Annotated in this window: 26 protein-coding genes; 17 read left to right on the top strand and 9 right to left on the bottom strand. The window is 71.5% G+C overall.

Annotated features, from left to right (window positions below; genetic code table 11):
• The first annotated feature begins 371 nt into the window (after nucleotides 1–371).
• The gene (locus VEB62_RS13530) at nucleotides 372–1,385 is read left to right on the top strand and encodes a UbiA family prenyltransferase (RefSeq protein WP_324800663.1); all 1,014 of its coding nucleotides are present in this window, start codon (nucleotides 372–374) and stop codon (nucleotides 1,383–1,385) included.
• Nucleotides 1,386–1,396: 11 nt separating this feature from the next.
• A complete protein-coding gene (locus VEB62_RS13535) occupies nucleotides 1,397–2,266 on the top strand; it encodes a PdaC/RsiV family protein (RefSeq protein ID WP_324800666.1) in 870 nt (289 codons plus the stop codon).
• Here VEB62_RS13535 and VEB62_RS13540 read toward each other — a convergent pair.
• From VEB62_RS13540 to VEB62_RS13550, 3 genes are read right to left on the bottom strand one after another with little or no spacing between them, the layout of a single operon-like run.
• Nucleotides 2,263–3,207 carry an alpha/beta fold hydrolase gene (locus VEB62_RS13540; protein WP_324800668.1) on the bottom strand — a complete coding sequence of 315 codons (945 nt, stop codon included), beginning with the start codon at nucleotides 3,205–3,207 and terminating at the stop codon, nucleotides 2,263–2,265. The two genes, VEB62_RS13535 and VEB62_RS13540, sit on opposite strands and share 4 nt — an antisense overlap.
• A gap of 29 nt (nucleotides 3,208–3,236) precedes the next feature.
• The gene (locus VEB62_RS13545; protein ID WP_092306123.1) at nucleotides 3,237–3,434 is read right to left on the bottom strand and encodes a helix-turn-helix transcriptional regulator; all 198 of its coding nucleotides are present in this window, start codon (nucleotides 3,432–3,434) and stop codon (nucleotides 3,237–3,239) included.
• Nucleotides 3,431–3,835 carry a hypothetical protein gene (locus VEB62_RS13550; protein ID WP_324800675.1) on the bottom strand — a complete coding sequence of 135 codons (405 nt, stop codon included), beginning with the start codon at nucleotides 3,833–3,835 and terminating at the stop codon, nucleotides 3,431–3,433. The genes VEB62_RS13545 and VEB62_RS13550 overlap by 4 nt, the downstream gene beginning before the upstream one ends.
• A 136-nt stretch (nucleotides 3,836–3,971) precedes the next feature.
• On the opposite strand from VEB62_RS13550, the gene VEB62_RS13555 reads away from it, so the two are divergent.
• From VEB62_RS13555 to VEB62_RS13585, 7 genes are all read left to right on the top strand, one after another.
• Nucleotides 3,972–4,913 carry a fatty acid desaturase family protein gene (locus VEB62_RS13555; protein ID WP_324800677.1) on the top strand — a complete coding sequence of 314 codons (942 nt, stop codon included), beginning with the start codon at nucleotides 3,972–3,974 and terminating at the stop codon, nucleotides 4,911–4,913.
• Nucleotides 4,914–4,917: 4 nt separating this feature from the next.
• Nucleotides 4,918–5,463 carry a hypothetical protein gene (locus VEB62_RS13560; RefSeq protein WP_324800680.1) on the top strand — a complete coding sequence of 182 codons (546 nt, stop codon included), beginning with the start codon at nucleotides 4,918–4,920 and terminating at the stop codon, nucleotides 5,461–5,463.
• 11 nt (nucleotides 5,464–5,474) lie between these two features.
• On the top strand, nucleotides 5,475–6,134 hold the full coding sequence (locus VEB62_RS13565; RefSeq protein WP_324800683.1) for a class I SAM-dependent methyltransferase: 660 nt from the start codon (nucleotides 5,475–5,477) through the stop codon (nucleotides 6,132–6,134).
• Between the two features lie 49 nt (nucleotides 6,135–6,183).
• Nucleotides 6,184–6,567 carry a hypothetical protein gene (locus VEB62_RS13570; RefSeq protein WP_324800685.1) on the top strand — a complete coding sequence of 128 codons (384 nt, stop codon included), beginning with the start codon at nucleotides 6,184–6,186 and terminating at the stop codon, nucleotides 6,565–6,567.
• A 77-nt stretch (nucleotides 6,568–6,644) separates the two neighbouring features.
• Entirely contained in the window at nucleotides 6,645–7,493 is an 849-nt protein-coding gene (gene ypfJ / locus VEB62_RS13575) for a KPN_02809 family neutral zinc metallopeptidase (RefSeq protein ID WP_324800688.1), read from the top strand.
• A gap of 39 nt (nucleotides 7,494–7,532) precedes the next feature.
• Nucleotides 7,533–8,666: a glutamate 5-kinase gene (gene proB / locus VEB62_RS13580; protein ID WP_324800691.1), complete on the top strand. Its 1,134-nt coding sequence runs from the start codon at nucleotides 7,533–7,535 to the stop codon at nucleotides 8,664–8,666.
• Between the two features lie 17 nt (nucleotides 8,667–8,683).
• Nucleotides 8,684–9,925, top strand: coding sequence for a glutamate-5-semialdehyde dehydrogenase (locus VEB62_RS13585; RefSeq protein ID WP_324800861.1), 1,242 nt, complete (start codon nucleotides 8,684–8,686; stop codon nucleotides 9,923–9,925).
• A 4-nt stretch (nucleotides 9,926–9,929) separates the two neighbouring features.
• Here the strand turns inward: VEB62_RS13585 and VEB62_RS13590 are convergent, their stop codons facing one another.
• Genes VEB62_RS13590 through VEB62_RS13600 form a run of 3 tightly spaced genes read right to left on the bottom strand, consistent with a single transcriptional unit; the run spans nucleotide 9,930 to nucleotide 12,335 of the window.
• Nucleotides 9,930–10,877 (bottom strand): aspartyl protease family protein, encoded by a 948-nt coding sequence (locus tag VEB62_RS13590; protein ID WP_324800694.1) that lies wholly within the window; start codon nucleotides 10,875–10,877, stop codon nucleotides 9,930–9,932.
• 55 nt (nucleotides 10,878–10,932) lie between these two features.
• Complete coding sequence (locus VEB62_RS13595) at nucleotides 10,933–11,754, bottom strand: LD-carboxypeptidase (protein WP_324800696.1); 822 nt, start codon at nucleotides 11,752–11,754, stop codon at nucleotides 10,933–10,935.
• Nucleotides 11,751–12,335, bottom strand: a complete 585-nt coding sequence (locus tag VEB62_RS13600) for an isochorismatase family protein (RefSeq protein WP_324800699.1) — start codon at nucleotides 12,333–12,335, stop codon at nucleotides 11,751–11,753. The genes VEB62_RS13595 and VEB62_RS13600 overlap by 4 nt, the downstream gene beginning before the upstream one ends.
• A gap of 42 nt (nucleotides 12,336–12,377) precedes the next feature.
• Between VEB62_RS13600 and VEB62_RS13605 the strand changes: the two genes are divergently transcribed.
• The 7 genes from VEB62_RS13605 to VEB62_RS13635 all read left to right on the top strand — a co-directional run bounded on the left by VEB62_RS13605 (nucleotide 12,378) and on the right by VEB62_RS13635 (nucleotide 20,425).
• Complete coding sequence (locus VEB62_RS13605; protein ID WP_324800702.1) at nucleotides 12,378–13,787, top strand: UDP-N-acetylmuramate--L-alanine ligase; 1,410 nt, start codon at nucleotides 12,378–12,380, stop codon at nucleotides 13,785–13,787.
• Complete coding sequence (locus tag VEB62_RS13610) at nucleotides 13,784–15,796, top strand: TonB-dependent receptor (RefSeq protein WP_324800705.1); 2,013 nt, start codon at nucleotides 13,784–13,786, stop codon at nucleotides 15,794–15,796. Before VEB62_RS13605 ends, VEB62_RS13610 begins: the two co-directional genes overlap by 4 nt.
• 184 nt (nucleotides 15,797–15,980) lie before the next feature.
• A complete protein-coding gene (locus VEB62_RS13615) occupies nucleotides 15,981–16,631 on the top strand; it encodes a PepSY-associated TM helix domain-containing protein (protein ID WP_324800707.1) in 651 nt (216 codons plus the stop codon).
• A gap of 17 nt (nucleotides 16,632–16,648) precedes the next feature.
• Nucleotides 16,649–17,155 (top strand): DUF2271 domain-containing protein, encoded by a 507-nt coding sequence (locus VEB62_RS13620; protein WP_324800710.1) that lies wholly within the window; start codon nucleotides 16,649–16,651, stop codon nucleotides 17,153–17,155.
• A gap of 11 nt (nucleotides 17,156–17,166) precedes the next feature.
• The gene (locus tag VEB62_RS13625) at nucleotides 17,167–17,967 is read left to right on the top strand and encodes a DUF4198 domain-containing protein (RefSeq protein ID WP_324800712.1); all 801 of its coding nucleotides are present in this window, start codon (nucleotides 17,167–17,169) and stop codon (nucleotides 17,965–17,967) included.
• A gap of 74 nt (nucleotides 17,968–18,041) precedes the next feature.
• On the top strand, nucleotides 18,042–19,055 hold the full coding sequence (locus VEB62_RS13630) for an FAD:protein FMN transferase (RefSeq protein ID WP_324800714.1): 1,014 nt from the start codon (nucleotides 18,042–18,044) through the stop codon (nucleotides 19,053–19,055).
• Nucleotides 19,052–20,425: a sulfite reductase subunit alpha gene (locus VEB62_RS13635; RefSeq protein ID WP_324800717.1), complete on the top strand. Its 1,374-nt coding sequence runs from the start codon at nucleotides 19,052–19,054 to the stop codon at nucleotides 20,423–20,425. Before VEB62_RS13630 ends, VEB62_RS13635 begins: the two co-directional genes overlap by 4 nt.
• 121 nt (nucleotides 20,426–20,546) lie before the next feature.
• On the opposite strand, the gene VEB62_RS13640 is transcribed toward VEB62_RS13635, so the two are convergent.
• Both VEB62_RS13640 and VEB62_RS13645 read right to left on the bottom strand, forming a co-directional pair.
• Complete coding sequence (locus VEB62_RS13640; protein WP_324800720.1) at nucleotides 20,547–21,224, bottom strand: Fe2+-dependent dioxygenase; 678 nt, start codon at nucleotides 21,222–21,224, stop codon at nucleotides 20,547–20,549.
• 8 nt (nucleotides 21,225–21,232) lie between these two features.
• Nucleotides 21,233–23,575: a TonB-dependent receptor gene (locus VEB62_RS13645; protein ID WP_324800722.1), complete on the bottom strand. Its 2,343-nt coding sequence runs from the start codon at nucleotides 23,573–23,575 to the stop codon at nucleotides 21,233–21,235.
• 132 nt (nucleotides 23,576–23,707) lie between these two features.
• Here VEB62_RS13645 and VEB62_RS13650 point away from each other — a divergent pair, with 132 nt between their 5' ends.
• Nucleotides 23,708–25,057: a putative bifunctional diguanylate cyclase/phosphodiesterase gene (locus VEB62_RS13650; protein WP_324800725.1), complete on the top strand. Its 1,350-nt coding sequence runs from the start codon at nucleotides 23,708–23,710 to the stop codon at nucleotides 25,055–25,057.
• 7 nt (nucleotides 25,058–25,064) lie between these two features.
• Here the strand turns inward: VEB62_RS13650 and VEB62_RS13655 are convergent, their stop codons facing one another.
• Nucleotides 25,065–26,273, bottom strand: a complete 1,209-nt coding sequence (locus VEB62_RS13655; protein WP_324800728.1) for an NAD(P)/FAD-dependent oxidoreductase — start codon at nucleotides 26,271–26,273, stop codon at nucleotides 25,065–25,067.
• Nucleotides 26,274–26,284 lie beyond the last annotated feature (11 nt).

Genomic DNA, 26,284 nt, shown 5'->3' on the forward strand with positions numbered 1-26,284 from the left:
CAGGGAGGAGACGGATCGCCATGACGCTGTGCTGACAATTCGCGAATCCATAGTCGGGTTCAGCGGAAAACATCCCGCCCTTTCAATCTCTTCGGCTATTCTCGACGCGATCTCCCCGCCACAGGAAGCGGCGCGCGCACAATGCCCTCCGGTCTTTGACAGTCGAACCGCCCGACGCGCCGCCGAGGCCCGTCGCCCCCCCCGGATTCTGTTTTTCGTCCGGGTCGCTCCGGGGCCGGAGTCAGACTCGTCAGACTGTTCAGACCCCATTTTGAGTCTGACTCGCTTCAGCCCCGGCCGACCGGCCCCGTCGGTTCCGGACGCCGTTCAGCCCTTCACCCCCGCCCCCGGAACCCGCTACAACCTCGACCATGACCTCCGCCCCGCTTCCCGACGCCGGATCGAACTGGGTGGACCGCCACGCGCCGGAGCGCCTCAAGCCGTGGCTCAGGCTCGGCCGCTTCGACCGGCCGATCGGCATCTGGCTGCTGCTCCTGCCCGGCTGGCAGGGCATCGCCCTGGCGCTCAGCCAGTACCGCAGGACGCCGGACGTCTACGACGCCTGGCTCTTCCTCGGCTTCGCGATCGGGGCCTGCCTGATGCGCGCCGCCGGCTGCGCCTTCAACGACATCGTCGACCGCGACATCGACGCGAAGGTGGCCCGCACCGCCCTGCGCCCCATTCCATCCGGCCGCATCAGCGTCAAACAGGCTTGGGCCTTCGTCATCGGCTGCAGCCTCGCCAGCCTGCTGATCCTGCTGACCCTGAACCTGATCGCCGTCGCGCTCGGCGTCGCCTCCCTCGCCCTCGTCGCCGCCTATCCCTTCATGAAGCGCATCACCTGGTGGCCCCAGGCCTGGCTCGGCCTGACCTTCAACTGGGGCGCCCTGATGGGCTTCGCGGCGGCCACGAGCAACTTCGGCTGGCACGCGACGCTCTGGGCTTGGAGCAATCCGGACGTCGTCGGTTTCCATGCCAACTGGGGTCTGCCCGGCCATCTCGCGGTCGCGGGCCTCCTCCTCTACTTCGGCGGCGTGTTCTGGACCCTCGGCTACGACACCATCTACGCCCTGCAGGACATCGAGGACGACGCCATGGTCGGGGTCAGATCCTCCGCCCGCCGCCTCGGCCCCAACGTTCGCCGCGGCGTCGGCCTGTTCTACCTCCTCACCGTCGGCCTGACCGTCCTCGCCGGCTTGACCGCCGGCCTCGGCCCGCTGTTCTACGTCGCCCTCCTCCCCTGGGCCGCCCATCTGTTCCGGCAGGCCCGCGACGTCCGCCCCGACGATCCCGCCCTCGCCCTGAGACTGTTCAGGTCGAACCGCGACGCCGGTGCTATCCTGCTTGTCGCCATCATTCTCGGCTCGGTACAGCTTCCGCTGTGAAGGAGATTCGCATGATCCGTCTTTCGTCACCCCCGGGCTCGACCCGGGGGCGCCTGCTGCTCCTGACGGCCGTCGCCGCGACCACCCTCGCCGCCTGCAACCGGGACCGCGAGCCGGCCGACGCCCCGGCTGCGGCCTCCGCCGGACCGGACGCCGCCGTTACCCCGGCCGACGCCGCCGCCCCCATGGGCTTCGAGGACAAGACCCCCTGGGCCGACGTCAAGCTGACCCTGCCCGAGGCGCTCAAGGCCCAGACCGATCTGCACGCCCGTCTCTACGCCGAGGAGGTGCGCAAGCTGCGCCAGTTCACCGAGGGGGCGCAGGGCGAGCTGACCGAGGCCGGCGCCGAAACCGGGCGGCCCAAGTATGAGAACACCGTCGCCATCACCGCCGCCGCCGAAACCGGCAAGCTGTTCAGCCTCAAGCGCACGGCCTACGACTATTCCGGCGGCGCCCACGGCAACACCCTGACCAGCGGCCTGCTGTGGGACAAGGCGCTGAAACGCCAGATCGGCCTGGCCGACCTGTTCCGGAGCGGGGCCGACCTGACCGCCGTCGACCAGGCGCTGTGCTCGGCGCTCAACACCGCCAAGCGCGCCCGCGTGCCCGACGGCGACTCGATCACCTTCGACAGCAAGCCGTTCGCCTGTCCGCGCGCGGCCGCCACGGCCTTCGTGCTGACGCCCGGCGACGCGTCCGGCAAGGCCGCCGGACTGACCTTCCTGATCGGTCCCTACCAGGCCGGGCCCTATGCCGAAGGCGGCTACGAGATCGCCATTCCGGCCACCGTGTTCCGCTCCCTGCTGGCCACCGCCTACGCCGGCGAGTTCGGCGGCCAGCTGACCCGGACCGGCGACGTCACCCCGGCCCCCGCCGTCTAGTCGGCCAGGAACTGATCGACCAGTTCGGCGAACCGCGCCGGCTGGTCGGCCATGATGAAATGCCGCGTCCCGTCGACGCGGATCAGTTCCACCCCCGGCAGGGCCGCATACTCCCGGCCCCACACCGCGTCGGCCATCGCCGCCGGCGCGCCGCCGTCGGCGTCCGAGGCGTAGATCGCCCACACCGGCGTGGTCATCGCCGCCAGCCCCGGCCGGGCGTCGGTGGTCATCACGTCGCGGATCGCCGCCGCCATCGCCTGCCGGTCCGAGGCCATCGACCACTCGACCATCGCGGCCCGCGTGGCGGGGTCGCGGACCATGCCCGCCGCGGTCTGCGCCTGCTGGGCCCGGAAGCCGGCCTCGTCGGCCGCGAGAATGCCCGCCGCCGCCTGGGCCGCGAAGGGCCGCGCGGTCTCCGTCGTCACCTGCGGCCCGAACATGGCGCTGAAGAACGGCAGGCTGTCGACGCTCATCACCCGCCCGACCCGCTCCGGATGCGCCTGCGCCAGCAGCAGGGCGGTCAATCCGCCCATCGAATGGCCGATCACCGCCGGCCGCTCCAGCCCCGCCTCGCGAACATAGCGGGCCAGCTCCTCGACCACCGGGGCCACGAACGGTCCGTCGCCGTGCGTCCACGGCTCGCCGGCGAACCCGGCCAGCTGGACCAGATGCACCCGGTGCGTCGCCGACAGCCGGTCCGCCTCCGCCCGCCACACCTCCCGCGACGACGCGAAGCCGGGGATCAGGATCAGGTCCGGTCCGCTGCCCACCACCTCGACCGACAACCGGTCCGAAGCAAAGGCGGTCTGGACGACGGCGGAAACCGGCGCGGCCTCGGCCCGGGCGGCCAGGACCACGGAGCCTGCGACCAGCAATGACGCAGAGGCGAGGCACAAGGCGCGCAGGGTCGAACCCGCGACGAGGTGGCGGAGGTGCAGCATGGGATGTCCCTTGAAAGGGCCTGACCGCGTCAGGCGTGCGGGTTCTCGAAGATGTCTTCCACCGGCCGCGCGAACAGCACGGCGATGCGATAGGCCAGGTCCAGCGACGGATCGTGCTTTTCGGTCTCCAGCGCGTTCACGGCCTGGCGCGACACGCCCAGCGCCTGCCCCAGCTGTTCCTGGGTCCAGCCGCGCTCGACGCGGAGCAGTTTCAGCCGGTTCTTCACCGGCTGTTCCTCACGAACGGCGCCGTCAGGCCGAAGCAGGCCCAGAACAGCGGATAGATGATCCAGCCGGGCAGGTGGTAGGCGTCGGCGTAGCTCTCGCCGAACCCCCAGACGCTGGCGATGGCCATGGCCATGCCCGCGGCGAGGATGAACTGTTTGGCGGTGACCGCCCGGACGTATTCGTCGGACTCCCGCATCAGCGACAGCGTCGCCCAGATCTGTCCGATCACCGGCGCCGAAACGGCCAGCGCCAGGCCCCAGGCGGCCACCGGCGAGGTGATGTGGTCGAAGGCCCCGAAGATGGCCAGGACGTTGATCGCCACATAGCCGCCCATGAAGGCCATGGTCCGCACGACGTAGCGCCGATTGGCCGAGGTGTTTGTTTTCGCGATCGCCAACATGACAAGTCCTCCTGACGTGATGTCATGCTTACCTGACATCGTGCGTATGTCATGTCAACCTGACTTTTCGTCAGCATTGCCTGACAGTCACCTCCGCCTCGCTTTGCGCCGCCCACGGGGAGGCGTATCCTGCGGCATGCCCGCCGCTCCCCGCGCCCGTCCCACCGACCTGTTCACCCCCGAAGAGTGGGCGCCGTTCCAGACGCGCCCCGCCTGGGTCGGCCCGGTGCTGGTCCTGCACTGCTGGGCGGTGATCCTGCTGGCCGCCGTCACGGGCGTGCTTTGGCCGTTCCTGATCCCGCTCTGCGTCGCCGTCGTCGGCACGCGTCAGCTGGGCCTCGCCATCCTGATGCACGAGGCGGCGCACGGCGGCCTGTCTCCGAACGGCAAGCTCAACGATTTTCTCGGCCACTGGCTGTGCGCCGTCCCCGTCGGCGCCTCGCTGGCGCTCTACCGGCCCTATCACCTCAGCCACCACAAATACGCCCAGCAGGCCGAGGACCCCGACCTCGTCCTGTCCGCCCCGTTCCCGGTCACCCGCGCCTCGCTGCGCCGCAAGATCATCCGCGACCTGACCGGCCAGACTTTCTTCAAGCAGCGCGTCCTGTACCTCTTCAAGGCGTTCGGCAGCGACCGCGACGAGGATATGGCCGAAGGGGCGGTCGTCACCGGCCGCAGCGTCGCCCCCTTCCTGCTCTTCAACGCCGGGCTTCTGCTGGCCGCCGCCGCAGCCGGCGTCTGGTGGGCGTATTCCGCCCTGTGGCTTCTGCCGCTGGCGACCTGGTTCCCGATGGTCACCCGGCTGCGCAACATCGCCGAGCACGCCTGCGTCGAGGGCTCGGCCGACGACGCCTTCCGCGCCGCCCGCACCACCCGCGCCAGCTGGTGGGAGCGCGCTTTCATCGCCCCCTACTGGGTCAATTTCCACGCCGAGCATCACCTGTTCATGCATGTGCCCTGCTGGAAGCTCCCGGCCCTGCACCGGGCCGTGCACGGCAAACCCCAGGGCGGGCGGATGGAGGTGGCCGGCGGCTACATCGATGTGCTGAGAACCGCCAGCGGCCGGGCCGGGGGCTGACCGCATGCCCCGCCAGCCCCGGCCCGAAGCCCGTATCTACCTCGACTGCGACGGCGTGCTCGCCGATTTCGGGACGGGCGCGCAGGCGGTGCTCGGCATGCCGCCGCGCCAGTTCGAACAGCGGTTCGGCCTCAAGGCCTTCTGGGCCCGGCTGGCCTCGGCCCCCGACTTCTTCAACACCCTCGAACTGATGCCGGACGCCATGGACCTGTTCGAGGCCGTGCGTCACCGGGAGCCCGTCATCCTGACCGGTCTGCCGCGCGGCGCCTGGGCCGAGCCGCAGAAGCGGCGCTGGACCGCGCGGCATTTCCCCGGGGTCGAGGTGATCACCACCTCCTCCGCGCTCAAGCGCGAGCACTGCCACCCTGGCGACGCCCTCGTCGACGACACAGTCAGGTTCCGCCACCTGTGGGAGCGGGAGGGCGGCGTCTTCATCCCCCACACCTCCGCCGCGGCCTCGATCGCGGAGTTGCGCCGGCTGGGCTTCCTGGAGCCGACGTCGCAGTCCGACCGCGGGAATGAGGATTGGCGCCGCGCCCACACGCTGTAAGCCGGGGATCGATGCCGATCCCCGACCCCGCCGCCTTCATCCTCGCCAACACCCGCCTCCAGCCCGTGCCGCACGCGCCGGAGATCTCGCTGTGGCTGGCCGACGAGGTCACGCCGATCTGGAAGCTGACGGAGGAGGAACTCGGCGAGCTCGGCCTGCCGCCGCCGTTCTGGGCCTTCGCCTGGGCCGGCGGTCAGGGCCTCGCCCGCTGGCTGCTCGACAACCCGCACGAGGTGGCGGGCAAACGCGTTCTCGACTTCGCCGCCGGCTCGGGCCTGGTCGGGATCGCGGCCATGAGGGCCGGCGCGACTTCAGTCCTGTGCGCCGACATCGACCCGTTCTGCGCCGCCGCCGGCGCGCTGAACGCCGCGGCCAACCACGTCTCGCTCGCCTTCATCGACGCCGACCTGCTCGACGCCCCGCCGCCCGATGTCGACGTGCTCTGCGCCGGCGATGTCTTCTACGAGAAGCCGATGGCCGAACGGGTGCTGGCCTGGCTCTCCACGGCCGCCGGGCAGGGAACGCGCGTCCTCGTCGGCGACCCGCTGCGGACCTACTTCCCCAGGTCCGGCTTCGACCTCCTGGCCGAGTACGAGGTTCCCACCACGCGCGAACTGGAGGACTCAGCCGTCAAGCGCACCCGCGTGTGGACCCTGTCCGCGAGGCCCTGAAGCTCCGGCCACGCTTGGCGACGGACGGCATCGGGCCCATCTTGTCGACATGATCGTCGCCCGCGCCCTGCTCGCCGCCGCCGCCCTCGCCGCCGCCCCTTCGGCGCAGGCGCAGACGCCGCCGCCCTACCTCGCGCCAGGCGTCGACCTCCATCGCTACCAGGCCGATCAGCACCACCATGAGATCGACCGCCTGCGCGCGCGCGCCGACCAGCGCGAGGCCTTCGCCCGCCAGCTCCAGCTCGAGACCCGGCTGAACCGGCTCGAGATCGAGGCCGCCCGTCAGGCGGAGCCGGCCCCGCCGCCGCCGTACCGCGTCCTCCGCTCGCCCGAGGAAGAGCGCGCGCTGCGGGAGTCGGCCACCCGCCGCCGCCTCGCGACGACCGCCGGCGTCACCCAGATCGACGCCTGGCTGGACCGTTCCGCCCGCTGAACAGCCCGGGCCCTGCATCCCTTCGGTGACGGCCGCGTTCCTGCTGGGCTTCGATCAGAGGGACGAGGGAACGGATCATGCGCTGGCAGGGCGGACGACGCGGCGGCAATATCGATGACCGGCGGGGCCTGGGCGGCGCAGGCATCGCCGGCGGCGGCATCGGCGCCCTCGTCCTGGCGGCGATCGGCTATTTCGTCTTCGGCATCGACCCCCAGACCACCCAGCAGATCACGAGCCAGCTCGGCGGCGTTGGCAGCGCCGAACAGGGCACACGGGGCAGTCCCGAGGACCAGGCGGGCGCCTTCGTCGACGTCATCGGCACGAACGTCGACGACGTCTGGAAGACGAAGCTGCCGGGCTACCAGCCGCCGACCGTCACCCTGTACGAGCAGGGAACCTCGACCGGCTGCGGCTTCGGCCAGTCCGCCATGGGTCCGTTCTACTGCCCCAGCGACCGCCATGTGTATCTGGACCTGTCCTTCTGGCAGCAGATGGAAAGTCAGCTCGGCGCCTCAGCCGCCGACTTCGCCCGCGCCTATGTCATCGCCCACGAGTACGGTCACCACGTCCAGACCCTGACCGGCGCCTCGCAGCAGGTGCAACGGGCCCAGCAGCGCGCCTCAGGCGAGGCCGAGGCCAACCGTTATTCCGTGGCCCTCGAACTCCAGGCCGACTGCTACGCCGGCGTCTGGGCCGCCAACGCCGCCGCCGTCTCCAATGGCGCAGTGGCGCTGGAGGCGGGCGACCTCGAGGAGGGTCTGCGCACCGCCTCGGCCATCGGCGACGACACCCTGCAGCGCCGGCAGGGCGGCCGCGTCGTGCCCGACGGCTTCACCCACGGCTCCTCCGCCCAGCGGGTGGAATGGCTGCGGCGCGGCTACGAGGCCGGCGACCCGGCGGCCTGCGACACCTTCTCGGCCCTCTAAAAGCTTGTTGCAGTGCACACGTCGCGGCATGGTCGCGGCGTGACCCTCTCCGCCGCCACAGCTCTCGCCGCCTCCCGTCGTCTGGTCGTCAAGATCGGGTCGGCCCTGCTGGTGCGCGACGACCGCCCCGACGCGGCGTGGATGCTGGCCCTGGCGGAGGACATCGCCGGCCTCCGCAAGACGGGGACGGAGGTCGTCATCGTGTCGTCGGGCGCCGTGGCCCTCGGTCGGGGCCGTCTCGGCCTGTCCCGGTCGGCCCGGCTGGACGAGAAACAGGCCGCCGCCGCCGCCGGCCAGTCCCTGTTGATGCAGGCCTGGGACGCGGCCCTGCGCCCGCACGGCGTCACCCCGGCCCAGATCCTGCTGACCCGCGACGACACCGAACAGCGTCACCGCTGGCTCAACGCCCGCGCCACCCTTGAGGCCCTGCTCCGGCTCGGAGCCGCGCCCGTGGTCAATGAGAACGACACGGTGGCGACCGAGGAGATCCGCTACGGCGACAACGACCGGCTCGCCGCCCGCACCGCCCAGCTCGCCCGCGCCGACCTGCTGATCCTGCTCAGCGATGTCGACGGCCTCTATGACGCCGACCCGCGCACGGTCGCGGGCGCGACCCACCTGCCTCTGGTCGAGGCGCTGACGCCGCAGATCATGGCCATGGCGGGCGACGCCAACCCGGTCGCGGGCGTCGGCACGGGCGGCATGCGCACCAAGCTGGAGGCCGCCCGCATCGCTCGCACCGCCGGCTGCGCCACCGTCATCGCCTCCGGCCTGGTCGAGCGGCCGCTGTCGGCGATCGCCGCTGGCGCGCGCGCCACCCTGATCCCCGCGCCCGGCGGCCCGGTCGCCGCCTGGAAGGCCTGGATCGCCGGCAGCGTCGAGCCCGCCGGCCGGCTGGTGGTCGACGACGGCGCCGTCGCCGCCCTGCGGGCCGGCAAGAGCCTGCTGCCGTCCGGCGTGCGCGCCGTCGAGGGTCGGTTCGGCAAGGGCGACAGCGTCCTCATCGTCACCACCGCCGGCCGGCGCGCCGGGATCGGCCTCTCGGCATGGTCGGCCGAGGAGATGACGCTGATCCAGGGCCGTCAGACCGGTGAGATCGAGGCGCTGGTCGGCTATCGCGGACCCCGGGTGGCCATCCACCGCGACGACATGGTGCTGGAGACTTCCGCGTGAGCGACATCGCCGCCGACATGCTGGCCATGGGCCGCCGCGCCCGCGCCGCCGCCGAGGCGGTCCGGACCGCACCGCCCGAGGTCCGGACCCGGGCGCTCGAGGCCGCCGCGCGGGCGTTGCGCGACCAGGACGACGCGATCCTCGCCGCCAACGGGCGCGACATCGCCAACGCCCGCGCGGCCGGGGTGTCGGAGGCCCTGATCGACCGGCTGGCCCTGACCCCGCAGCGCCTCGCCGCGGTCGCCGATGCGGTGGCCGAGGTCGCCGCCCTGCCCGACCCGGTCGGCCGCGAGCTGGCCCGCTGGAGCCGGCCCAACGGCCTCGACATCGCCCGGGTCTCGACCCCGATCGGCGTGCTGGCCGTGATCTACGAAAGCCGTCCCAACGTCACCGCGGACGCGGCGGCCCTGTGCCTGCGCTCGGGCAATGTCGCCATCCTGCGCTGCGGCTCCGACTGCCTGCAGTCGTCGCTGGCCATCCATGCCGCCATGACGGCGGGCCTGGTCGAGGCGGGGCTTCCGGCCGACGCCGTCCAGCTGGTGTCGACCCCTGACCGCGCCGCCGTCGGCGCCCTGCTGACCGGGCTGGAGGGAAGCGTGGACCTGTTGGTGCCCCGCGGCGGCAAGAGCCTCGTCGCCCGCGTCCAGGCCGAGGCCCGCGTGCCGGTGCTCGGCCACCTCGAGGGGCTGTGCCACACCTATCTGCACGCCGCCGCCGACCCGGCCATGGCGCAGGCCGTCGTGCTCAACGCCAAGATGCGGCGGGTCTCCGTCTGCGGCGCCACCGAGACCCTGCTGGTGGACCGGGCCGTCGCCTCGACCCTGTTACCGCCGGTCGCCGCCGCCCTCCAGGCCGCCGGCTGCGCGCTCAGGGGCGACGAGGCGGCCCGCGCCCTTCTCCCTGACATCGCCCCGGCCGACGAGGCCGACTGGACCACGGAATATCTCGCGCCGGTGCTGGCCGTGCGCGTCGTCGATGGCCTCGACGCCGCCGTCGACCACATCCGCCGCTATGGCACGGGCCATACCGAGGCGATCGTCACGGAGGACGCCGGAGCCGCCGCCGCCTTCCTCGACGCGGTCGACAGCGCCGTCGTCATGTGGAACGCCTCGACCCAGTTCGCCGACGGCGGCGAGTTCGGCTTCGGCGGCGAGATCGGCATCTCGACCTCCCGGCTCCATGCCCGGGGCCCGGTCGGCGCGGAACAGCTGACCAGCTACAAATACGTCGTGCGCGGGACCGGCCAGACCCGGCCCTGACCGTTTAGCCGACGGTGAGGTCCAGCGGCCGGGACAGGTGCAGCGTGCCGGCCCCCAGATCGAACGCGGCCCGGCGCGCGGCGAAGGCCTCCATTCCCACCAGGGCGCCCGGGAAATTCGGCAGCGGCGGCTGGTCGAACACCCCGACCTGCACGCGACGGTACAGGTGGTCGGCGAAGGTCACGGTCCGCGCCTCGACCACCGCGGCTCGCATGGCGCCGCCGAGCACGAGGCTGGTCCCGACCTGCTGCGGCCGCCCGTCGAGCAGGCCGGTCGCCTGCGCGGTCGCCTTGTCCAGGGCCAGCAGCGACGAGGCGCCGGTGTCGATCACCGCGTCCACCGCGACGCCCTCGACCGTGACCTCGGCGATCAGGCCGCCGCTTGAGCGCCGCACCACGGCGGCGGCGAGGTCGGGGGGGCGCGCGAAGACCTCGCGCCGGATCAGCCGCACGTGCCGCCGCGCCGGATCGAGCGCCAGCACCAGATGTTCCAGGATGTCGCGGCCGAGGATCAGCGGCGTGTTCAGCCCGCCGGCCGAGGCCAGGGGCCCCAGGTCGAGGATCGCCGCCCGCAGCTTGCCGATGGTCAGCCCCGGCAGGGTCACCTCGACCGTCGTGCCGCGCCCCATCTGCGTCCCGCCGCCGACCCCGTAGGCGACCAGCGGCATCTCGAAGATCGACCGCTGCTGCGCCGGCAAGGCCTCGACCAGCGCCCGGTCGATCACCGAATACTGCGCCCCGGTGTCGATCAGGGCGATCACCTCGCGGCCGGCGACTCGCACCCGCACCGTCGGCACATTGGCCCGCCGCGCATAGGGCAGCCACGGCGTCGCCCCGCCGCCGGCGAAGATGAGTTTCGGCGCGGGCCAGAGCAGGGTCTCGCGGGCCCACCAGGCGGCGCCGACGACGGCGGCCAGTCCGGCGGTGCGGATCAGGAAGTTGCGGCGGTTCATGCCCGACGAACATGGCGCGGCCCTGGCCCCTGCGCCAGCGTCGCGCTGTCGCGCCCTACCTCGGCCCGAACGGCACGACCTTGTTCTCGCGGTCGTGGCCGATGTCCGCCGCGCCCAGATACGGAATGCCGGACCGCTGGCACCAGTAGCGGACGATCTCCTCCGGCGTCAGGCCGAAGTCGGGGTCGTTCTCGACGATGTCCGACACCCGTCCCAGCCGGATGCCCGCCACCTTGCGGATCGAGGCCTGGCCGGTCAGGTGAAACATCATCCGGTCGACCCGGTACAGCGGCTCCGACACATCCTCCAGCATCAGCACATGGCCGGACAGGTCCGGTTCCAGGCTGGTCCCCACCAGGGCGTCGATGATGCTCAGGTTGAAGGCGACGGCGGGCCGCGGGTCCTCGTGCAGCGACGGCTCCCACGACGCCGGATCGCCGCTCTTCAGCCAGTTCAGCGCCCGCCACGCCGTCGCATCATTGCGCACCGCATCCGAGGCCATCGGTCCGTGCGCGACATGCGGAAAGCCCGCCTTGTAGAGCCCGGCCAGCAGCGTCCCGGCGTCCGAATAGCCCAGATACCGCTTCTTGCGCGCCGCCGGCTCCAGCCGCGGCAGCACCGCCTCGGCGATCCGGCACGAGCCGTAGCCGCCCCGCGCGAACCACACCGCGTCCAGCCGCGGATCGTTGGCGTAGTCGACGAAGGCGGCGGCCCGGCTGGCGTCGTCGCCCCCGAAATGGCCGTGCTTGCCGAAGCTGGCCGGATGGAACACCACCTTGATCGACCCGTCCGGGACATGGGTGGCGAACCATTCATGAACCGCGTCGGCCCGCTCCCGATTGAAGCGCGAACTGGCGTTGACGATGCCGATCTTCATTGGGCGCTTCCCAAGGCCCCGAGGACCTCGGCCGTGGACCGGACCCGGGCGATGCGCGGGAAGACCTTGTCCAGCGCGAAGCTGTGCATGGCCGCGTCGGATGTTGCGCAGGCGTCCCCGGCCACCACGACCGAATAGCCCGATTGCCAGGCCTCTCTCACCGTCTGCTCGACCCCGAAATTGGTGGCGACGCCGGTCACGACGACGGTAGCGATCCGCCGCCGGCGCAGCAGATCGTCGAGCGCCGTCCCATGGAAGGCGCCCCACTGGCGCTTGGTCACCGTGGTCGCGTCGAGCGCCGCGACATCGGGATGGAACCGCGCGTAGTCGGGCGCGAGGCCGCCCGCCGGAACCACCGGCGGCGTATCCGCCAGCCCCTGCGGCCGGTCGGAAAGGTCGGCCTCGAAGTCGACGTTGACCCGGATGGCCAGACCGCCCGCCGCCGCCACGGTCCGCGCCAGGGCGACGCCCCGCTCCACCACCGTTTCGGCCGACTGCGGTTCAAGAGGCATGGACAGAATGCCCGTTTGCAGGTCAATCAGCACCACGGCGGTCCGGGCAGGGTCGAGGCTCAGCGGCATGGGCATCCTTCTCGCACAGTCATCCTCACCGTTTAGGGCGCCATGACCGGCAACGTCTCCTATTTCTTCTGCGGCATCGGCGGCTCGGGCATGCTCCCTCTGGCCATGATCGTCCAGGCCCAGGGCCATCGCATCGAGGGATCCGACCGCTCGCGCGACCAGGGCCGCACCCCGGAGAAATTCGCCTGGCTCGAGGCCCACGGCGTCGCCCTGCACCCCCAGGACGGCTCCGGCGTCACCCGCCCCGACCAGATCGTCGTCGCCACCGGCGCCATCGAGGACACGGTCCCCGACATCGGCGCCGCTCGCCGCGCCGGCGCCCGCATCGTCACCCGCCCCGAACTGCTCAGCCGGATCTTCAACGCCGCCCCGACCTCGATCGGCGTGGCCGGCACCAGCGGCAAGTCGACCATCACCGGCATGATCGCCTGGATCCTGCACGAGACCGACCGCAGGCCCACCGTCATGAACGGCGCGGTGATGAGAAATTTCGTCGACGCCGACCACCCGTTCGCCAGCGCCCTGATCGGCGGCCCCGACCTGTTCGCGGCCGAGGTCGACGAGTCCGACGGCTCCATCGCCCGCTACGACCCGACCGTGGCCGTGGTCTCCAACGTCTCGCTGGACCACAAGTCGATCGAGGAACTGCGCGACCTGTTCGGCGGCTTCACGGCCCGCTCGACCACCGCCGTGCTCAACCTCGACAACCCCGAGACCGCCGCCCTCGCCCAGTCGCTGCCGCCGGAGAAGGTCATCACCTTCGCCCTTGGCGAGGAGGCCGCGTCCCTCAACGCCCACGACCTGGAGCCGCGCCCCGCCGGCATGCGCTTCACCCTGACCGAGGCGGGCGGGCCGAAGCACGCCGTCACCCTCAACGTCCCGGGCGCCCACAATGTCGCCAACGCCCTCGCCGCCCTCGGCGCCGTCCGCGCCATTGGCGTGCCGCTCGATCAGGCCGTCGCCGCGCTGGAGACCTTCACCGGCATCCGCCGCCGCATGGAGGTGGTCGGCACGGCGAACGGGATCACCGTCATCGACGATTTCGCCCACAACCCCGACAAGATCGCCGCCACCCTGAAGACCCTGCACGCCTTCGACGGCCGCCTGCTGATCCTGTTCCAGCCGCACGGCTTTGGCCCGCTGAGGCTGATGCGCGACGAGTTCATCGACGGCTTCACCGGCCTGTTGCGCCCGGACGACGTCCTGCTGATGCCTGAGCCGGTCTATTACGGCGGCACGACGGACCGCAGCGTCGGCTCGGAGGACATCGCCTCGGGCATTCGCGCCGCCGGCCGCGCCGCCGAGGCCCTGCCCACCCGCGAGGCCTGCGGCGATCGCCTCGTCGACCTGGCCCGTCCCGGCGACCGCATCGTCGTCATGGGCGCCCGCGACGACACCCTGTCGACCTTCGCGGCGGAGCTTCTCGAGCGTCTGCGCGCTTCGGGCGGATGATCCAGGACGCGCCGCCGCAACTGCCTGACGTCGTCGTCACCGGCGCCCGTCTGCCGCCCGCCGCCGGCGAGGCCGCCTTCTCCGTCATCCGTCTGGACGAGGCCGACCTGCGCGACCGGCAACGGCTGGACGAGGCGCTGGCCTCCGTCCCCGCCGTCTCACTGTTCCGCCGCACCTCCAGCCAGTCGGCCAATCCGACCACCCAGGGGATCAGCCTTCGCGCCATCGCCCCGTCCGGCGCCGGCCGCACCCTCGTCACCCTCGACGGCGTGCCCCTGAACGACCCGTTCGGCGGCTGGGTGATCTGGTCGCAGGTCCCGACGGAGAGCCTGTCCGGCCTCGACATCCTGCGTGGCTCCGGGGCCGGCCCTTACGGCGCCGGGGCGCTGACCGGGGTGATCCAGCTGCGCGAGCGCGACGCCGGCTCCGTGCTGGACGCCTCGCTCTCCGAACGCGGCGGCGCCCGTCTCGCCGCGTCCGCCGCGGCGGACGTCGGTCCCGCCCGGATCGTCGCCTCCGGCCTCCACGAGACCAGCGACGGCTACGCTCCCGTGCGCGGACCCGACGCCGGCGCCGCCGACACCCCGCTGGATCTCGAGGTGCGCAGCGCCGCCCTGCGCGCCGACCTCCCGCTCGGCGAGGCCGCCCTATCCCTGCGCGCCTCCGCCTTCGAGGAGGACCGTGGCTCCGGCCTCGCCGGGGCCCGCGCCACCGCCACCGGCCACGCCCTGTCGGCCACCGCCGCCGTCCAGCCCCGCGCCGACCGCCCCGGCTGGCGACTGCAGGCCTGGCGGCGCGAGAGCGACCTGGCCAACAGCTCCGTCGCCGTCGCCGCCGACCGCGCCTCCACCACCCCCGCCAACGACCAGTACGAGACCCCCGCGACCGGCTGGGGCCTCAACGCCGCCCTGCGCCGGATCGTCGTCAGCGGCATCGCCCGCGTCGAATGGGAGCTCGGCGCCGACGCCCGCTTCAACGAGGGCGAAACCCGGGAACGGTTCCGCAATCTCGGCGGCGGCTTCACCCGCGGCCGCGTCGCCGGCGGCGAGACCTCGGTGGCCGGCGTCTATGCCGAGGGCGCCTGGGCGTCCGGGGACTGGCTCGTCGCTGGCGGCGTCCGCTACGACGGCTGGCGCAACGGGAACGGCCGCCGCCTCGAGACCGACCTGGCTACCGGCGTGCCGACCCTCGACGAGGCCGACCCCGACCGCTCCGGCGAGGTGGCCAGCGCCCGGCTCGCCATCCGCCGCGACATCGGTCAGGGGCAGGCCCTGCGCCTCGCCGGCTACACCGGTTTCCGCCCCGCCACCCTGAACGAGCTGCACCGCCCCTTCCGCGTCGGCAACGACCTGACCGAAGCCAACGCCGCCCTCGAACCCGAGCGGCTCACCGGCGTCGAGGCCGGCTGGGCCTGGACCGGCGAGCGCGCGACCCTGACCGCCACAGCCTTCTGGACCCGGCTCGATGACGCCATCGTCAACGTCACCATTGGCGAGGGCCCGGGCGTCTTCCCCCGCGCCGGCTTCGTCCCCGCCGGCGGCGTGCTGCGCCAGCGCATGAACGCCGGGACCATCGAGGCGACCGGCCTGGAGCTCGACGGCCGCCTTGACCTGACCGACGCCCTCCTTTTCCGCGCCGCCCTGTCGGCCACCGACGCCCGCCTCGACGGCGGCGTCCTGGCCCCGCAGCTGACCGGCCTGCGCCCGGCCCAGGCCCCGATCTGGAGCGCCACGGCCGGGCTGGAATGGCGCCCGGTCGACCGCCTCGCCCTGGCCGCCGACCTGCGCTGGGAGAGCCGCCGCTTCGAGGACGACCTCAACAGCCGTGTGCTTGAGGCCGCCGCCACGGTCGATCTCCGCGCCGACTGGGCCCTGACCCCGTCCGCCACCCTCTGGCTGGCCGCCGACAACCTGTTCGACGAACGGGTCGAGGTGTCCGAAACCGCCACCGGCGTCGCCGGCTTCGGCCCGCCGCGAACGCTCAGTCTTGGCGTCAGACTCAGCCATTAAGCCGCTCATCCCGGCGAATGCCGGGACCCAGATGCGAATTCTCGTCCCCCGGAGCAGAATACGGTGTGACTCCGGCCGCGGGCGGCGCCCCTGATCTGGGTCCCGGCATTCACCGGGATGAGCGGATCAGTGCGAAGGCGAGGCCGCTATTGCAAACCGTTCGCAACTTCGGCACAAGCCGTGCGTGACCGAAGCCGCCGCCCCCGCAAGGCCCCAGAAGGCCCTGAACGCCAGCCGTTCGTTCTGGCTCAAGCAGTTGCACCAGTGGCACTGGATCTCGGCCGCGCTCAGCCTGATCGGCCTGCTGCTCTTCGCCGCCACCGGCATCACTCTGAACCACGCCGCCCAGATTCCCGCCGAGCCGGTCACCGTCGAGCAGACCGGCGTCCTGCCGGCGCCCCTGCTGGGGCGGCTGGCCGCCTTCCCCGAAGAAACCACCGACCCCGTCCCCGACGCTGTCGCCCGCTGGGCCTCGGACGCCTTCAAGGTCCGCATCGCGGGCCGGCCCACGGAAACCACCGCCGACGAGATCTACGTGTCCCTGCCCGAGCCCGGCGGCGACGGCTGGCTGACCATCGACCGCGCCACCGGCGAGGCCCTGCGCGAGCGCACCACGCGCGGCTGGGTCGCCTGGCTCAACGACCTGCACAAGGGCCGCAACACCGGGCCCGTCTGGTACTGGTTCATCGACGTCTTCGCCGCCGCCTGCGTGGTCTTCGCGATCACCGGCTTCGGCCTCACCTGGCTGCACGCCCGCCAGCGTCCCTCGACCTGGCCGTTGCTCGGACTGGGCCTGCTGATCCCCGCCGTCATCGCCCTGCTGTTCATTCACTGACCCCGCACGAGTGCCCCATGCGTAAGTTCACCCTCGCCGCCGCCGCCGCCACGACCTGGGCCGTCGCCGCGCCGGCCTTCGCCGCCGATCTCAGCGTCTCGGTCGAGATCCCGCGCCTGTCGGTGGCCGCCTACCACCGCCCCTATGTCGCCGTGTGGATCGAGCGCCCGGACAACACCGCCGTGCGCACCCTCGCCGTCTGGTACGAGGTCTCCAACGTCGCCGAGGGCAAGGACTGGCTCAAGGACATGCGCACCTGGTGGCGTCGCGGCGGCCGCGCCCTGACCCTGCCCGCCGACGGCGTGTCCAGCGCCACCAAGGCGCCCGGCCGCCACACGGTGGCCGTGCCCGGCGCCCGCCTCTCGAACCTGCCCGCCGGCGACTACGTCCTGGTCGTCGAGGCGGCCCGCGAACTCGGCGGCCGCGAGACCGTGCGCGTGCCCTTCCGCTGGGGCGCGGCCAACACCGCCCGCGCCGCCGGCGCCACCGAACTCGGCGCTGTCAGCGTCACCGTCACCCGCTAAGGATCATCGCCATGAAGAAGTCGCTCGCCCTGTTTGTCGCCATCGCCACCCTGGCCGTGCCGATGTCGGCCCAGGCCCACCGCGCCTGGCTGGCCCCGACCTCGACCGTCCTGTCGGGAACCGACGCCTGGGTCGGTTTCGACGCCGGCGCCTCGAACGGCGTGTTCATCGCCGACCACAACGCCCTGAACCTCGACGGCCTGGTCATCACAGCGCCGGACGGCTCGACCGTCCGCGACGAGAACCGGATGAAGGCCCGCTACCGTTCGACCTTCGACCTGCACCTGACCCAGCAGGGCACCTACCGCATCGCCAACGTCTCGGGCGGCGTCACGGTCAGCTACAAGCAGGGCGGCGAGCAGAAGCGCTGGCGCGGGGCCGAGGCTGACATGGCCGCCAACATTCCGGCCGACGCCACCGACGTCGTCGCCACCCGCTCGAACAGCCGCACCGAAACCTTCGTCACCCTTGGCGAACCCACCACGACGGCGCTGACCCCCACCGGCCAGGGTATTGAGTTGGTCCCGGTCACCCATCCCAATGACGTGGTCGCCGGCGAGGCCGCCACCTTCAAACTGGTCCGCGACGGCCAGCCCGCCGCCGATCTCGAGGTGACCATCGCCCGCGGCGGCACGCGCTATCGCGACAACCCGGAAGAGATGACCGTCCGCACCGGCCCCGACGGCGCCTTCACCGTCACCTGGCCCGAGCCGGGCATGTACTGGATGAACGCCTCGGTCCGCACGCCGGCCTCGGGTGATCAGCTGGCCTCGTCCGCCCAGTACAACGGCGTCGTGGAAGTTCTGCCCTGACCGACCGCCCTTCCAGCCGGCCCGTCCCGCCGCCGATCCTGATCGGCGAGGACGGCCCGCGCGTGGACAACCGGGTGCTGATCCCGACTCACGGCAAGGCGCCCACGCGTCCCCCGTCCGATCTGATCCGGGACTTCGCCGGCGAGACCATGGGCACGACCTGGGCCGTCCGCCTCGTGCTTCCGCCGGGTCTCGACAGCGCCGCTGTCCAGACCGCGATCGAGGAGGAGCTGGGGCGGATCATCCTGCTGTTCAGCCACTGGGAGCCCCGCTCGGAGCTGTCGCGCCTCAACGCCGCTCCGCCTGGCTTCTGGGCCGTGTCCGAGCCGTTCTGGACACTGCTCAACGCCGCCCTCGACCTGGCCGACAACACCAACGGCGCGGTCGACCCGACTCTCGGAGCCCTCGTCGATCTGTGGGGCTTCGGCCCGCCCGGCCCCCGCCCGCGCGACTCCTTCGGCGAGGGTTTCACCGTGCCCTTCGAGGATGAGATCGCCGCCGCCCGCGCCGTCAGCGGCTGGGGCCGGCTGCGCCTCAACCGCGACGCCCGCGCCGTCCAGCAGCTGGGCGGGGTCAAGCTGGACCTGTCGGGCATCGCCAAGGGCCACGCCGTCGACAAGGTCTCCGAACGGCTGACCGCCATGGGCGCGACCCACCATCTGGTCGAGATCGGCGGCGAACTGCGCGGCGCCGGGGTCAAGCCCGACGGCCAGCCGTGGTGGGCGGAGCTGCAGCAGGCGCCGGGCGCGCCCGCGCCCCGCACCGTCGCCGCCCTCTTCGACATGGCGGTCGCCACCTCGGGCGACTGGGTCCGCCGGTTCGAGGTCTACGGCCAGGCCTACAGCCACACCATCGACGGCCGCACCGGCCGCCCGGTCGACAACGGGGTCGCCTCGGTGACCGTGCTGGCGGACACCGCCCTCTACGCCGACGCCATGGCCACGGCCCTGACCGTCATGGGCCCGGACGAAGGCCCCGCCTTCGCCGAGGCCATGAACATCGCCGCCGCCTTCGTCGTGCGCGGCGAGGACGGCATGACCGAGACCGTCAGCCCCGCCTTCGCCGCCATGCTGAACGAGGGCGCGTGACCGCCGATCCGCTTCGCTGGCTGTGGGCGGCCGTCGCCATCGCCCTGTGGCTGCTGGTCGTCGCCGCGGTCGCGTGGGCGCGCACCCTGGCCCGTCGCACCGCCGCGACCCGGGCGGCGGCTCTCGCCCCGGCCGAGGGCTCCGAGGCCCTGCTCGTCGCCTTCGCCAGCCAGACCGGCCAGGCCGAGGAGCTGGCGTGGATGACGGCGTCCAGCCTGTCCGACGCCGGCGTTCCCGCCCGCGTGGCCCTGCTCGGCGACCTCGAGCCCGATGAGCTGAAGGCGGCGGGCCGGGTGCTGATCATCGCCTCCACCACCGGCGAGGGCGACGGACCGGACGCCATGTCGTGGTTCGCCCGCCGGCACATGACCGCCCCCGTCGACCTTTCGGGCCTGTCCTACGCCCTCCTCGCCCTCGGCGACCGCGCCTACGCCGACTTCTGCGGCTTCGGGCGCGCCCTCGACATCTGGCTGCAGCGCTCGGGCGCCGCGCCCCTGTTCGACCGTGTCGAGGTGGATGACGGCGACGCCGGTGCCATCCGCCACTGGCAGCACCAGCTGGGCGTCGTCACCGGCCACGCCGTCCAGGCCGACTGGACTCCGCCCGCCTTCGACCGCTGGCGGCTCGCCGCCCGCACCCATCTGAACCCCGGCAGTCCCGGCGGCGAGGCTTGGCTGCTGGCCTTCCAGCCGGTCGATCACCAGCCCGACTGGGTCGCAGGCGACATCGCCGAGATCGGCCTGCCCGCCCCGGAGGGTTCTCCTTCGCCCGGCAGCCGCGAATACTCCGTCGCCTCCCTGCCCGCCGATGGCCGCGTCGAGTTCATCGTCCGCCGCATGACCCGCCCCGACGGCTCTCCCGGCCTCGCCTCGGGCTGGCTGACCCGCGACCTCGCCGTCGGCGATGCGGTCGACATGCGCGTCCGGACCAACCGCGGCTTCCACGGCCCGGCCCCGGAGGTCCCGCTGATCCTGATCGGCAACGGCACCGGCCTCGCCGGACTGCGAGCGCATTGGAAGGCCCGGGCGGGCGGGTCTCACGGCGGCGTCTGGTTGATGTTCGGCGAGCGCGCATCGGCCCACGACGCATTCCTCGACGAGGAACTCCGGGCCGCCCTCGCCTCCGGCCTGCTGACCCGCCTCGACCGCGCCTTCTCTCGTGATCCCGGCGACGGACGCTACGTCCAGGACCTGATCGCTCAGAACACGGACGAACTGGTTTCCTGGGTGGACCGCGGCGCCGTCCTCCTCGTCTGCGGCAGCCTTGAGGGCATGTCGACGGGGGTCCACGCGGCGCTCGAAACCGCCCTCGGCGCCGACCGCCTGCTGACCCTCGCCGAGACCGGCCGCTACCGCCGCGACGTCTACTAGCCCCGATCGGTCTTCGTCAGGCGATTTCCCGAAACTTCATGGTCGAGCTGGTTGAAATGGCCTGATTTTCTTCAGTTCCAGTGGTCGTAATCGCCGGATTTCGTGGTCGAAATCGTCGCGCTCAGACCTCGGCCCAGCGCCGCAGCAGGTTGTGATAGACCGCCGTCAGTTCCAGCACCGCGGCGTCCTTCGGCCCCTTCTCCGCATTGACCCGCTGGATCGCCACGTCCAGGCGGAACAGGGTTTCCCGGTCGGCGTCGTCCCGCACAAGGCTTTGAATCCAGAAGAAACTCGCCACCCGTCGGCCCCGCGTCACCGGCGTCACCCGGTGCAGGCTCCTCGACGGATACAGCACCAGATCCCCCGCCGGCAGCTTGACCGACTGCGGCCCGTACATCTCCTCGACGATCAACTCTCCGCCGTCGTAAGCCTCGGGTTCTTCAAGGAAAAGCGTCGCCGACAGATCGCTCCGGATGCGGACGTCGCCCCGTTGCCGGATCGCATTGTCGACGTGGGTTCCGAAACGCTCCCCGCCTTCATAGGCGTTGAACAGGGGCGGGAAGATCGTGTGCGGCAGGGCCGCCGACACGAACATCGGATTGGCGTTCAGCGCCTGCAGCACCAGCGCCCCGACCTCGCGCGCCTCGGTGCTGTCCTCGGGCAGCTGGCGATTGACCTTGGCGGTCGCCGACTGGTGGCCCGAGGTGACGTTGCCGTCGACCCACGGCCCGGCGTCCAGGCGCGATCGCAGCGTCGCGACCTCGTCCTTGCTGAAGACGCCGGGGATGTGGAGCAGCATGACCCGATCTAGTAGCGCAGATTCAGCGTCAGGATAGCCTGCCGCCCCGGCGCCACGTCGGCGTGGTGCACGCCGTTGGTGCGCATGATGTATTCCTCGTCGCCCGCGTTCTGGACGTTCAGCTGCAGCGAGGCGCTGTCGGTCAGGTCGTAGGAGGCGAACAGGTCCACCCGGGTGTACTCCGGCGCATAGACCCGGTTGACCCCGCCCCCGGCCCCGCCCTGGTTGCCTCCGAAACTGTCGGACACATAGTAGACCCCGCCGCCCAGGCTCAGCCTGGGCGTGACCCGGTAGGTGCTGAACAGGCTGAAGCTGTGCTCCGGCGTATTGGCCAGCGGCTGGCCTTCAAACGGATTGGGGACCGGTACGCCGTTCACTATGGTCACAGCGCCTTTCACCAGTTCGGAGTCCATCCAGGTGTAGCCGCCGAACACCTGCCATTCGCGGGTGATGTTGCCCGAGACGCCCAGTTCGATCCCCCGGACCTCGACCTCCCCCGCCTGCTCGAAGTCGGCGGGTCCGGGGCCGACAAGGATCTGGGCGTTCTCGCGCGTCAGGATGAATGCCGCGCCCGAAACCGCCAGGCGATCGCCGAACAGATTGGCCTTGGCGCCGATCTCCCAGCTGGTCGTCTCCTCCGGGTCAAGGATCGTGGAGCTGAGCCCGCCCGAGCCCATGCCGCCGCTGGCGTTCTGGTCGCCGGCCGAGACGGTCGGCGGAGTCGAGGAGGTGGCCCAGGAGGCGTAGATGCTGGAATCGGCCGTCGGCTTGAAGACCAGACCGACCTGATAGTTGACGAATTCCCAGTCTCGCTCGGGCACGGCCGTGTAGGTCGCCGGGTTCCAGACACCGTTGGACTGGGTGAAGCCGCCGATGGTGGTCGCGACGCCGTTGACGCCCTCGACCGCGTACCGGTCCCAGCGGACGCCGAGATTGAGCAGCAGGCGGTCGGTCAGCGAGATGCTGTCCATGGCGTAGACGCCGACGCTTTCCGTCGTGTTGCTGCTGACCGGTCCACGGTTGATCACGCCGGCCCAGGCGTCGTCCGTCGACGGCGCATAGACGCGGGTGCAATCGCCCGCGCCGAGGTTGTTCAGGTTCGACGCCGACATGACGTAGCCCGCCGGGCAGGCCGCGCCCGAGGTGGTGAAGGTCGAATAGGCGGCGTTGAGGTTCTTCTCGCGGCTCAGCTCCAGACCCACGTCGAACTCGTGCTTCATGCCGCCGGCGTCGAACGAGCCGCGCAGGTCGGTGACGTTGGCGATCGTGGTGACCGGGTTCCAGCGGGTCTTGGTGGCGCGCTTCATCCACCACTCGCCCGCCACGAACTGGGCCGCGCCGCCGTCGCCGGGATTGGTGACGATGTAGTCGTTCAGCGTCTCCGAATAGCGGCTGACGTTGCGCAGCGTCAGCCTGTCGGTCAGCGCATGCTCGAAATCGAAGGTGAAGGTGTCGACCGTGTTGGTCAGGTAGTCACGGTCGTCGAGCCCGTAGAAGCTGTCGTACGGGACGTCCAGAATGCCGCTGTCGGTGGTCCGCACCCCGATCTTGGTGAACAGCGGGATGCCGTAGTCAGGCATCTGGTTGCTGTCGAGGTGGTAGTAGCTGAACCTCGCCGAGGTGGCCGTGCCCAACCCCGCCGCCAGCGACAGACCCAGACCCCATTTGTCGAAATCCACCGCGTCGCGGCCGGGCACATCGCCTTGCGACCCCATCAGATTCAGCCGCAGGCCGGCCGTTTCGCCGAGGCCCCAGTTCTGGTCGATCGTGCCGCGCAGGTAGCCGTCGGTCCCGACCCCGAGGCCCAGATGGGTGAAGTCGGCCAGGCGCGGCGCCTTGGACGCCAGATTTATGCTGCCCCCGCCCGAGCCCCGCCCGGAGTAGACCGCGTCCGGCCCCTTCACCACCTCGACCTGCTCGAGGTTGAACACCTCGCGCTGCTGGCCGCCGCTGTCGCGGATGCCGTCGACGAAGATGTTGTTGCCCGACGACTGGCCGCGGATGAACGGGCGGTCGGCCAGCGGCTGGCCGCCCTCGCCCGCGCCGAAGGTGATCCCCGGCGAATTGCGCAGGATGTCCTGCAGCGAAGTCGCCGCGGTCTGTTCGATGATCTGCTGCGGAATGATGGTCACGGCTCGGGGCGTATCCACCAGCGGCGCGACGAACTCCGGCGATTGCGGCTCCCGCCGGACCGGTTCTCCGTTGACGGTGACCGTGCCGAGGTTGGTCGCATCCTGCGGATCGGTCCGCTCGGTCAGAGGATCGGCCAGGGCGGGTCCCGCCATCAGCATGCCCGCCGCGCTGGACGCGAACAGGAGGGCGCGGAGGGCTTCGGAACCGGAAAGCGACATGGCGGAGGGCCTTGCTGATATTGCGATGCGCTCGCATTAGCAGCTTCGCTGTCCCGCGCAAGTCATTCTGCGACTTATTCGCAACTGAATACGGTTTACGCCCGCTTCATGACCCTGCGTTAGACGCGAGGGATGCGCAGTCCGTTCGCGTTCCTGTCCGCGCTGCTTTCCCCCGCCCCTGGCCGGTCGGTTTCGCACGACCACGACGCGCGCCTGACCCACATGGCCCTCCACGACCAGGAGACCGGCCTCGGTAATCGCCTGTCGCTCGAGCGGCTCGCGGCCGGTGGGGAGCCGGTCTACGTGGTTCTGTTCGGCGTCGACCGGTTCGAGGTGCTGCGTAACGCCATCGGCTATGATTCCATGGCCCGCCTGCTGACCACGCTCGGGCAGAGATTGTCCGGCCTGACCGGCCGAAGCGTCGCCCGGGTCGGGGCAGGCGTGCTCGGCCTGGTCTTCCAGGCCGAAGACGACGATGAGGCGGTCCATATGGCCGCCCGCGTATGCGAAGCGGCCCAGGAACCCGTGATACTGAACGGCGCGCCCGTCGATATCGCCCTGACCGCCGGCATAGCCCGTACCGGAGAAACCAGCCGCAGCGTGGCCTCTCCCGTCGACCGCGCCTCCATCGCCGTTGACCAGGCCCGCGCCGCCCATCGTCAGGCCGCCCTCTTCGACGCAGTGCGCTACGGCGATCCCGCCGGTAATCTGTCACTGATCAGCGAACTGATGGCCGCGCTCGACAACGGCGAGTTCTCGTTGAACTACCAGCCGAAATACGACTTCCGCGCCGAGTGCGTCACTGCGGTCGAGGCGCTCGCCCGGTGGACCCATCCGCGACGCGGCTGCGTCTCGCCCGACGTGTTCGTGGTGATGGCCGAGGAGACCGGCCACATCCGCCCGCTCACCGAGTGGGTCATCCACCAGGCCATTCACGACCAGGCCGAGCTCGGGCGCGCCGGTCACGATCTGATGATGTCGGTGAACGTATCCGGCCGCCTGCTCTCCGACGAGAGTTTCGCCGACTTCGCCCTCGCCGCGGTCAAGGCCTCCGGCGCGCGCCTGTGCTTCGAGATCACCGAGACCGCCGTGGTCGGTAATCCGGAAGTCGCCCTGCACCTCCTCGACCGCTTCGCCGAGGCGGGCATTTCGGTGTCGCTGGACGACTACGGCTCCGGCCTGTCGTCCCTGACCTATCTGAAACAGATCCGCGCCGACGAGCTGAAGATCGACAAGAGCTTCATCCTCGGCCTCGACGACTCCGCCCGCGACGCCCTGCTGGTCAAGTCGACCATCGACCTGGCCCACGGCCTCGGCATGAAGGTCACCGCCGAGGGGGTCGAGACCCCGACCGCCCTGGCCCTTCTCCGCGGCATGGGCTGCGACATGGCGCAGGGCTATTTGATCGGCCGCCCCGTCTCGTTGCCGGTCCTGGTCGAGCGGCTGGGCGGCCCGGTGCATCAGGCCACGAGCGCCGCCTGAGGTCGCTTCAGTCCGCCGCCACCGCCTTCATTGACACGTTCGGATCCGCCAGCCGCTCCGCATCCACGGCGGTCCCCCGACCGATCATTTGCCGCCCACCCATGAACTCCGCCGCCGCGTTGACCGCCTCGACGCAGACGATCCGGTCGCCCGCCAGATGGAACACCGCGAAGGCCGCCGCGGCCGGGTCGCCCCGCAGCACCTGCCGGTCGGCGTCCGTGGGCAGACCGGCGATCTGCAGCTTCACATCGTACTGATCCGACCAGAACCACGGCGCCTCCGGCGTCGGTGGCGTGCGACCGGTGATCGCCGCCGCCGCCTGTTTCGCCTGCTCCAGCGCGTTGGGCACGCTCTCCAGCCGATGGCGCGCCCCGCCGTGCACTGGGACCGGCCGGAAGGCCACGTCGCCGATGGCCCAGATGGCCGGGTCCGAGGTGCGCGCCGTCTCGTCGACCACCACGCCGTTCCCGAGCGCCAGCCCCGCTGACGCCGCCAGCTGGTCGCAGGCCTGCGCTCCGACCCCGACCAGGATGGCGTCCGCCTCGATCAGCTGGCCGTCGGCCAGCCGCACGCCGCCTTCCTCGAAGGCCGTGACCTCGGCCGACGTCAGCACCTCGACCCCATGCGCCCGGTGATAGCCGGTGAAAAAGTCCGACAGCGTGGGCGACGCGACGCGCGCCAGCACCCGATCCATCCGCTCTATGATGACCGCCCCGGCGCCCAGCGCCCGCGCCGACGCCGCCGCCTCAAGGCCGACATAGCCGCCGCCGACCACCGCGAGCCGCCGCCCCGGTCCCAGCGCCGCCTTCAGCCGCTCCGCATCCGCCAGCGTCCGCAGCTCGAGCAAATCCGGGCGATCCGCCCCCGGCAGCGCCAGCTTCCGCGCCGTCGACCCCGTCGCCAGGATCAGGGCGTCATACGGTTCCACCGTCCCGTCGGCGAAAGTCACGGTCTTCCCGGCCGCATCGACGGCCGTCGCCGTCACCCCCTTGCGCAGCTCGATGTCGTGTTCGGCGTAGAAGCCCTCCGGCCGCAGCAGCAGCGCCTCCAGATCGGCTTCGCCCTTGAGCCACGCCTTGGACAGGGGTGGTCGCTGATACGGCGGCGCCGGCTCCTCGCCCGCCAGCAGGATCGGCCCCTCATGCCCGTACTGCCGCAGCAACGCCGCCGCCGTACCCCCCGCATGGCCCGCGCCGATGATCACAACCTTGGTCATGACAGGCAGAT

The sequence above is a fragment of the Brevundimonas sp. genome, assembly GCF_035626975.1.
Classification (GTDB): Bacteria; Pseudomonadota; Alphaproteobacteria; order Caulobacterales; family Caulobacteraceae; genus Brevundimonas.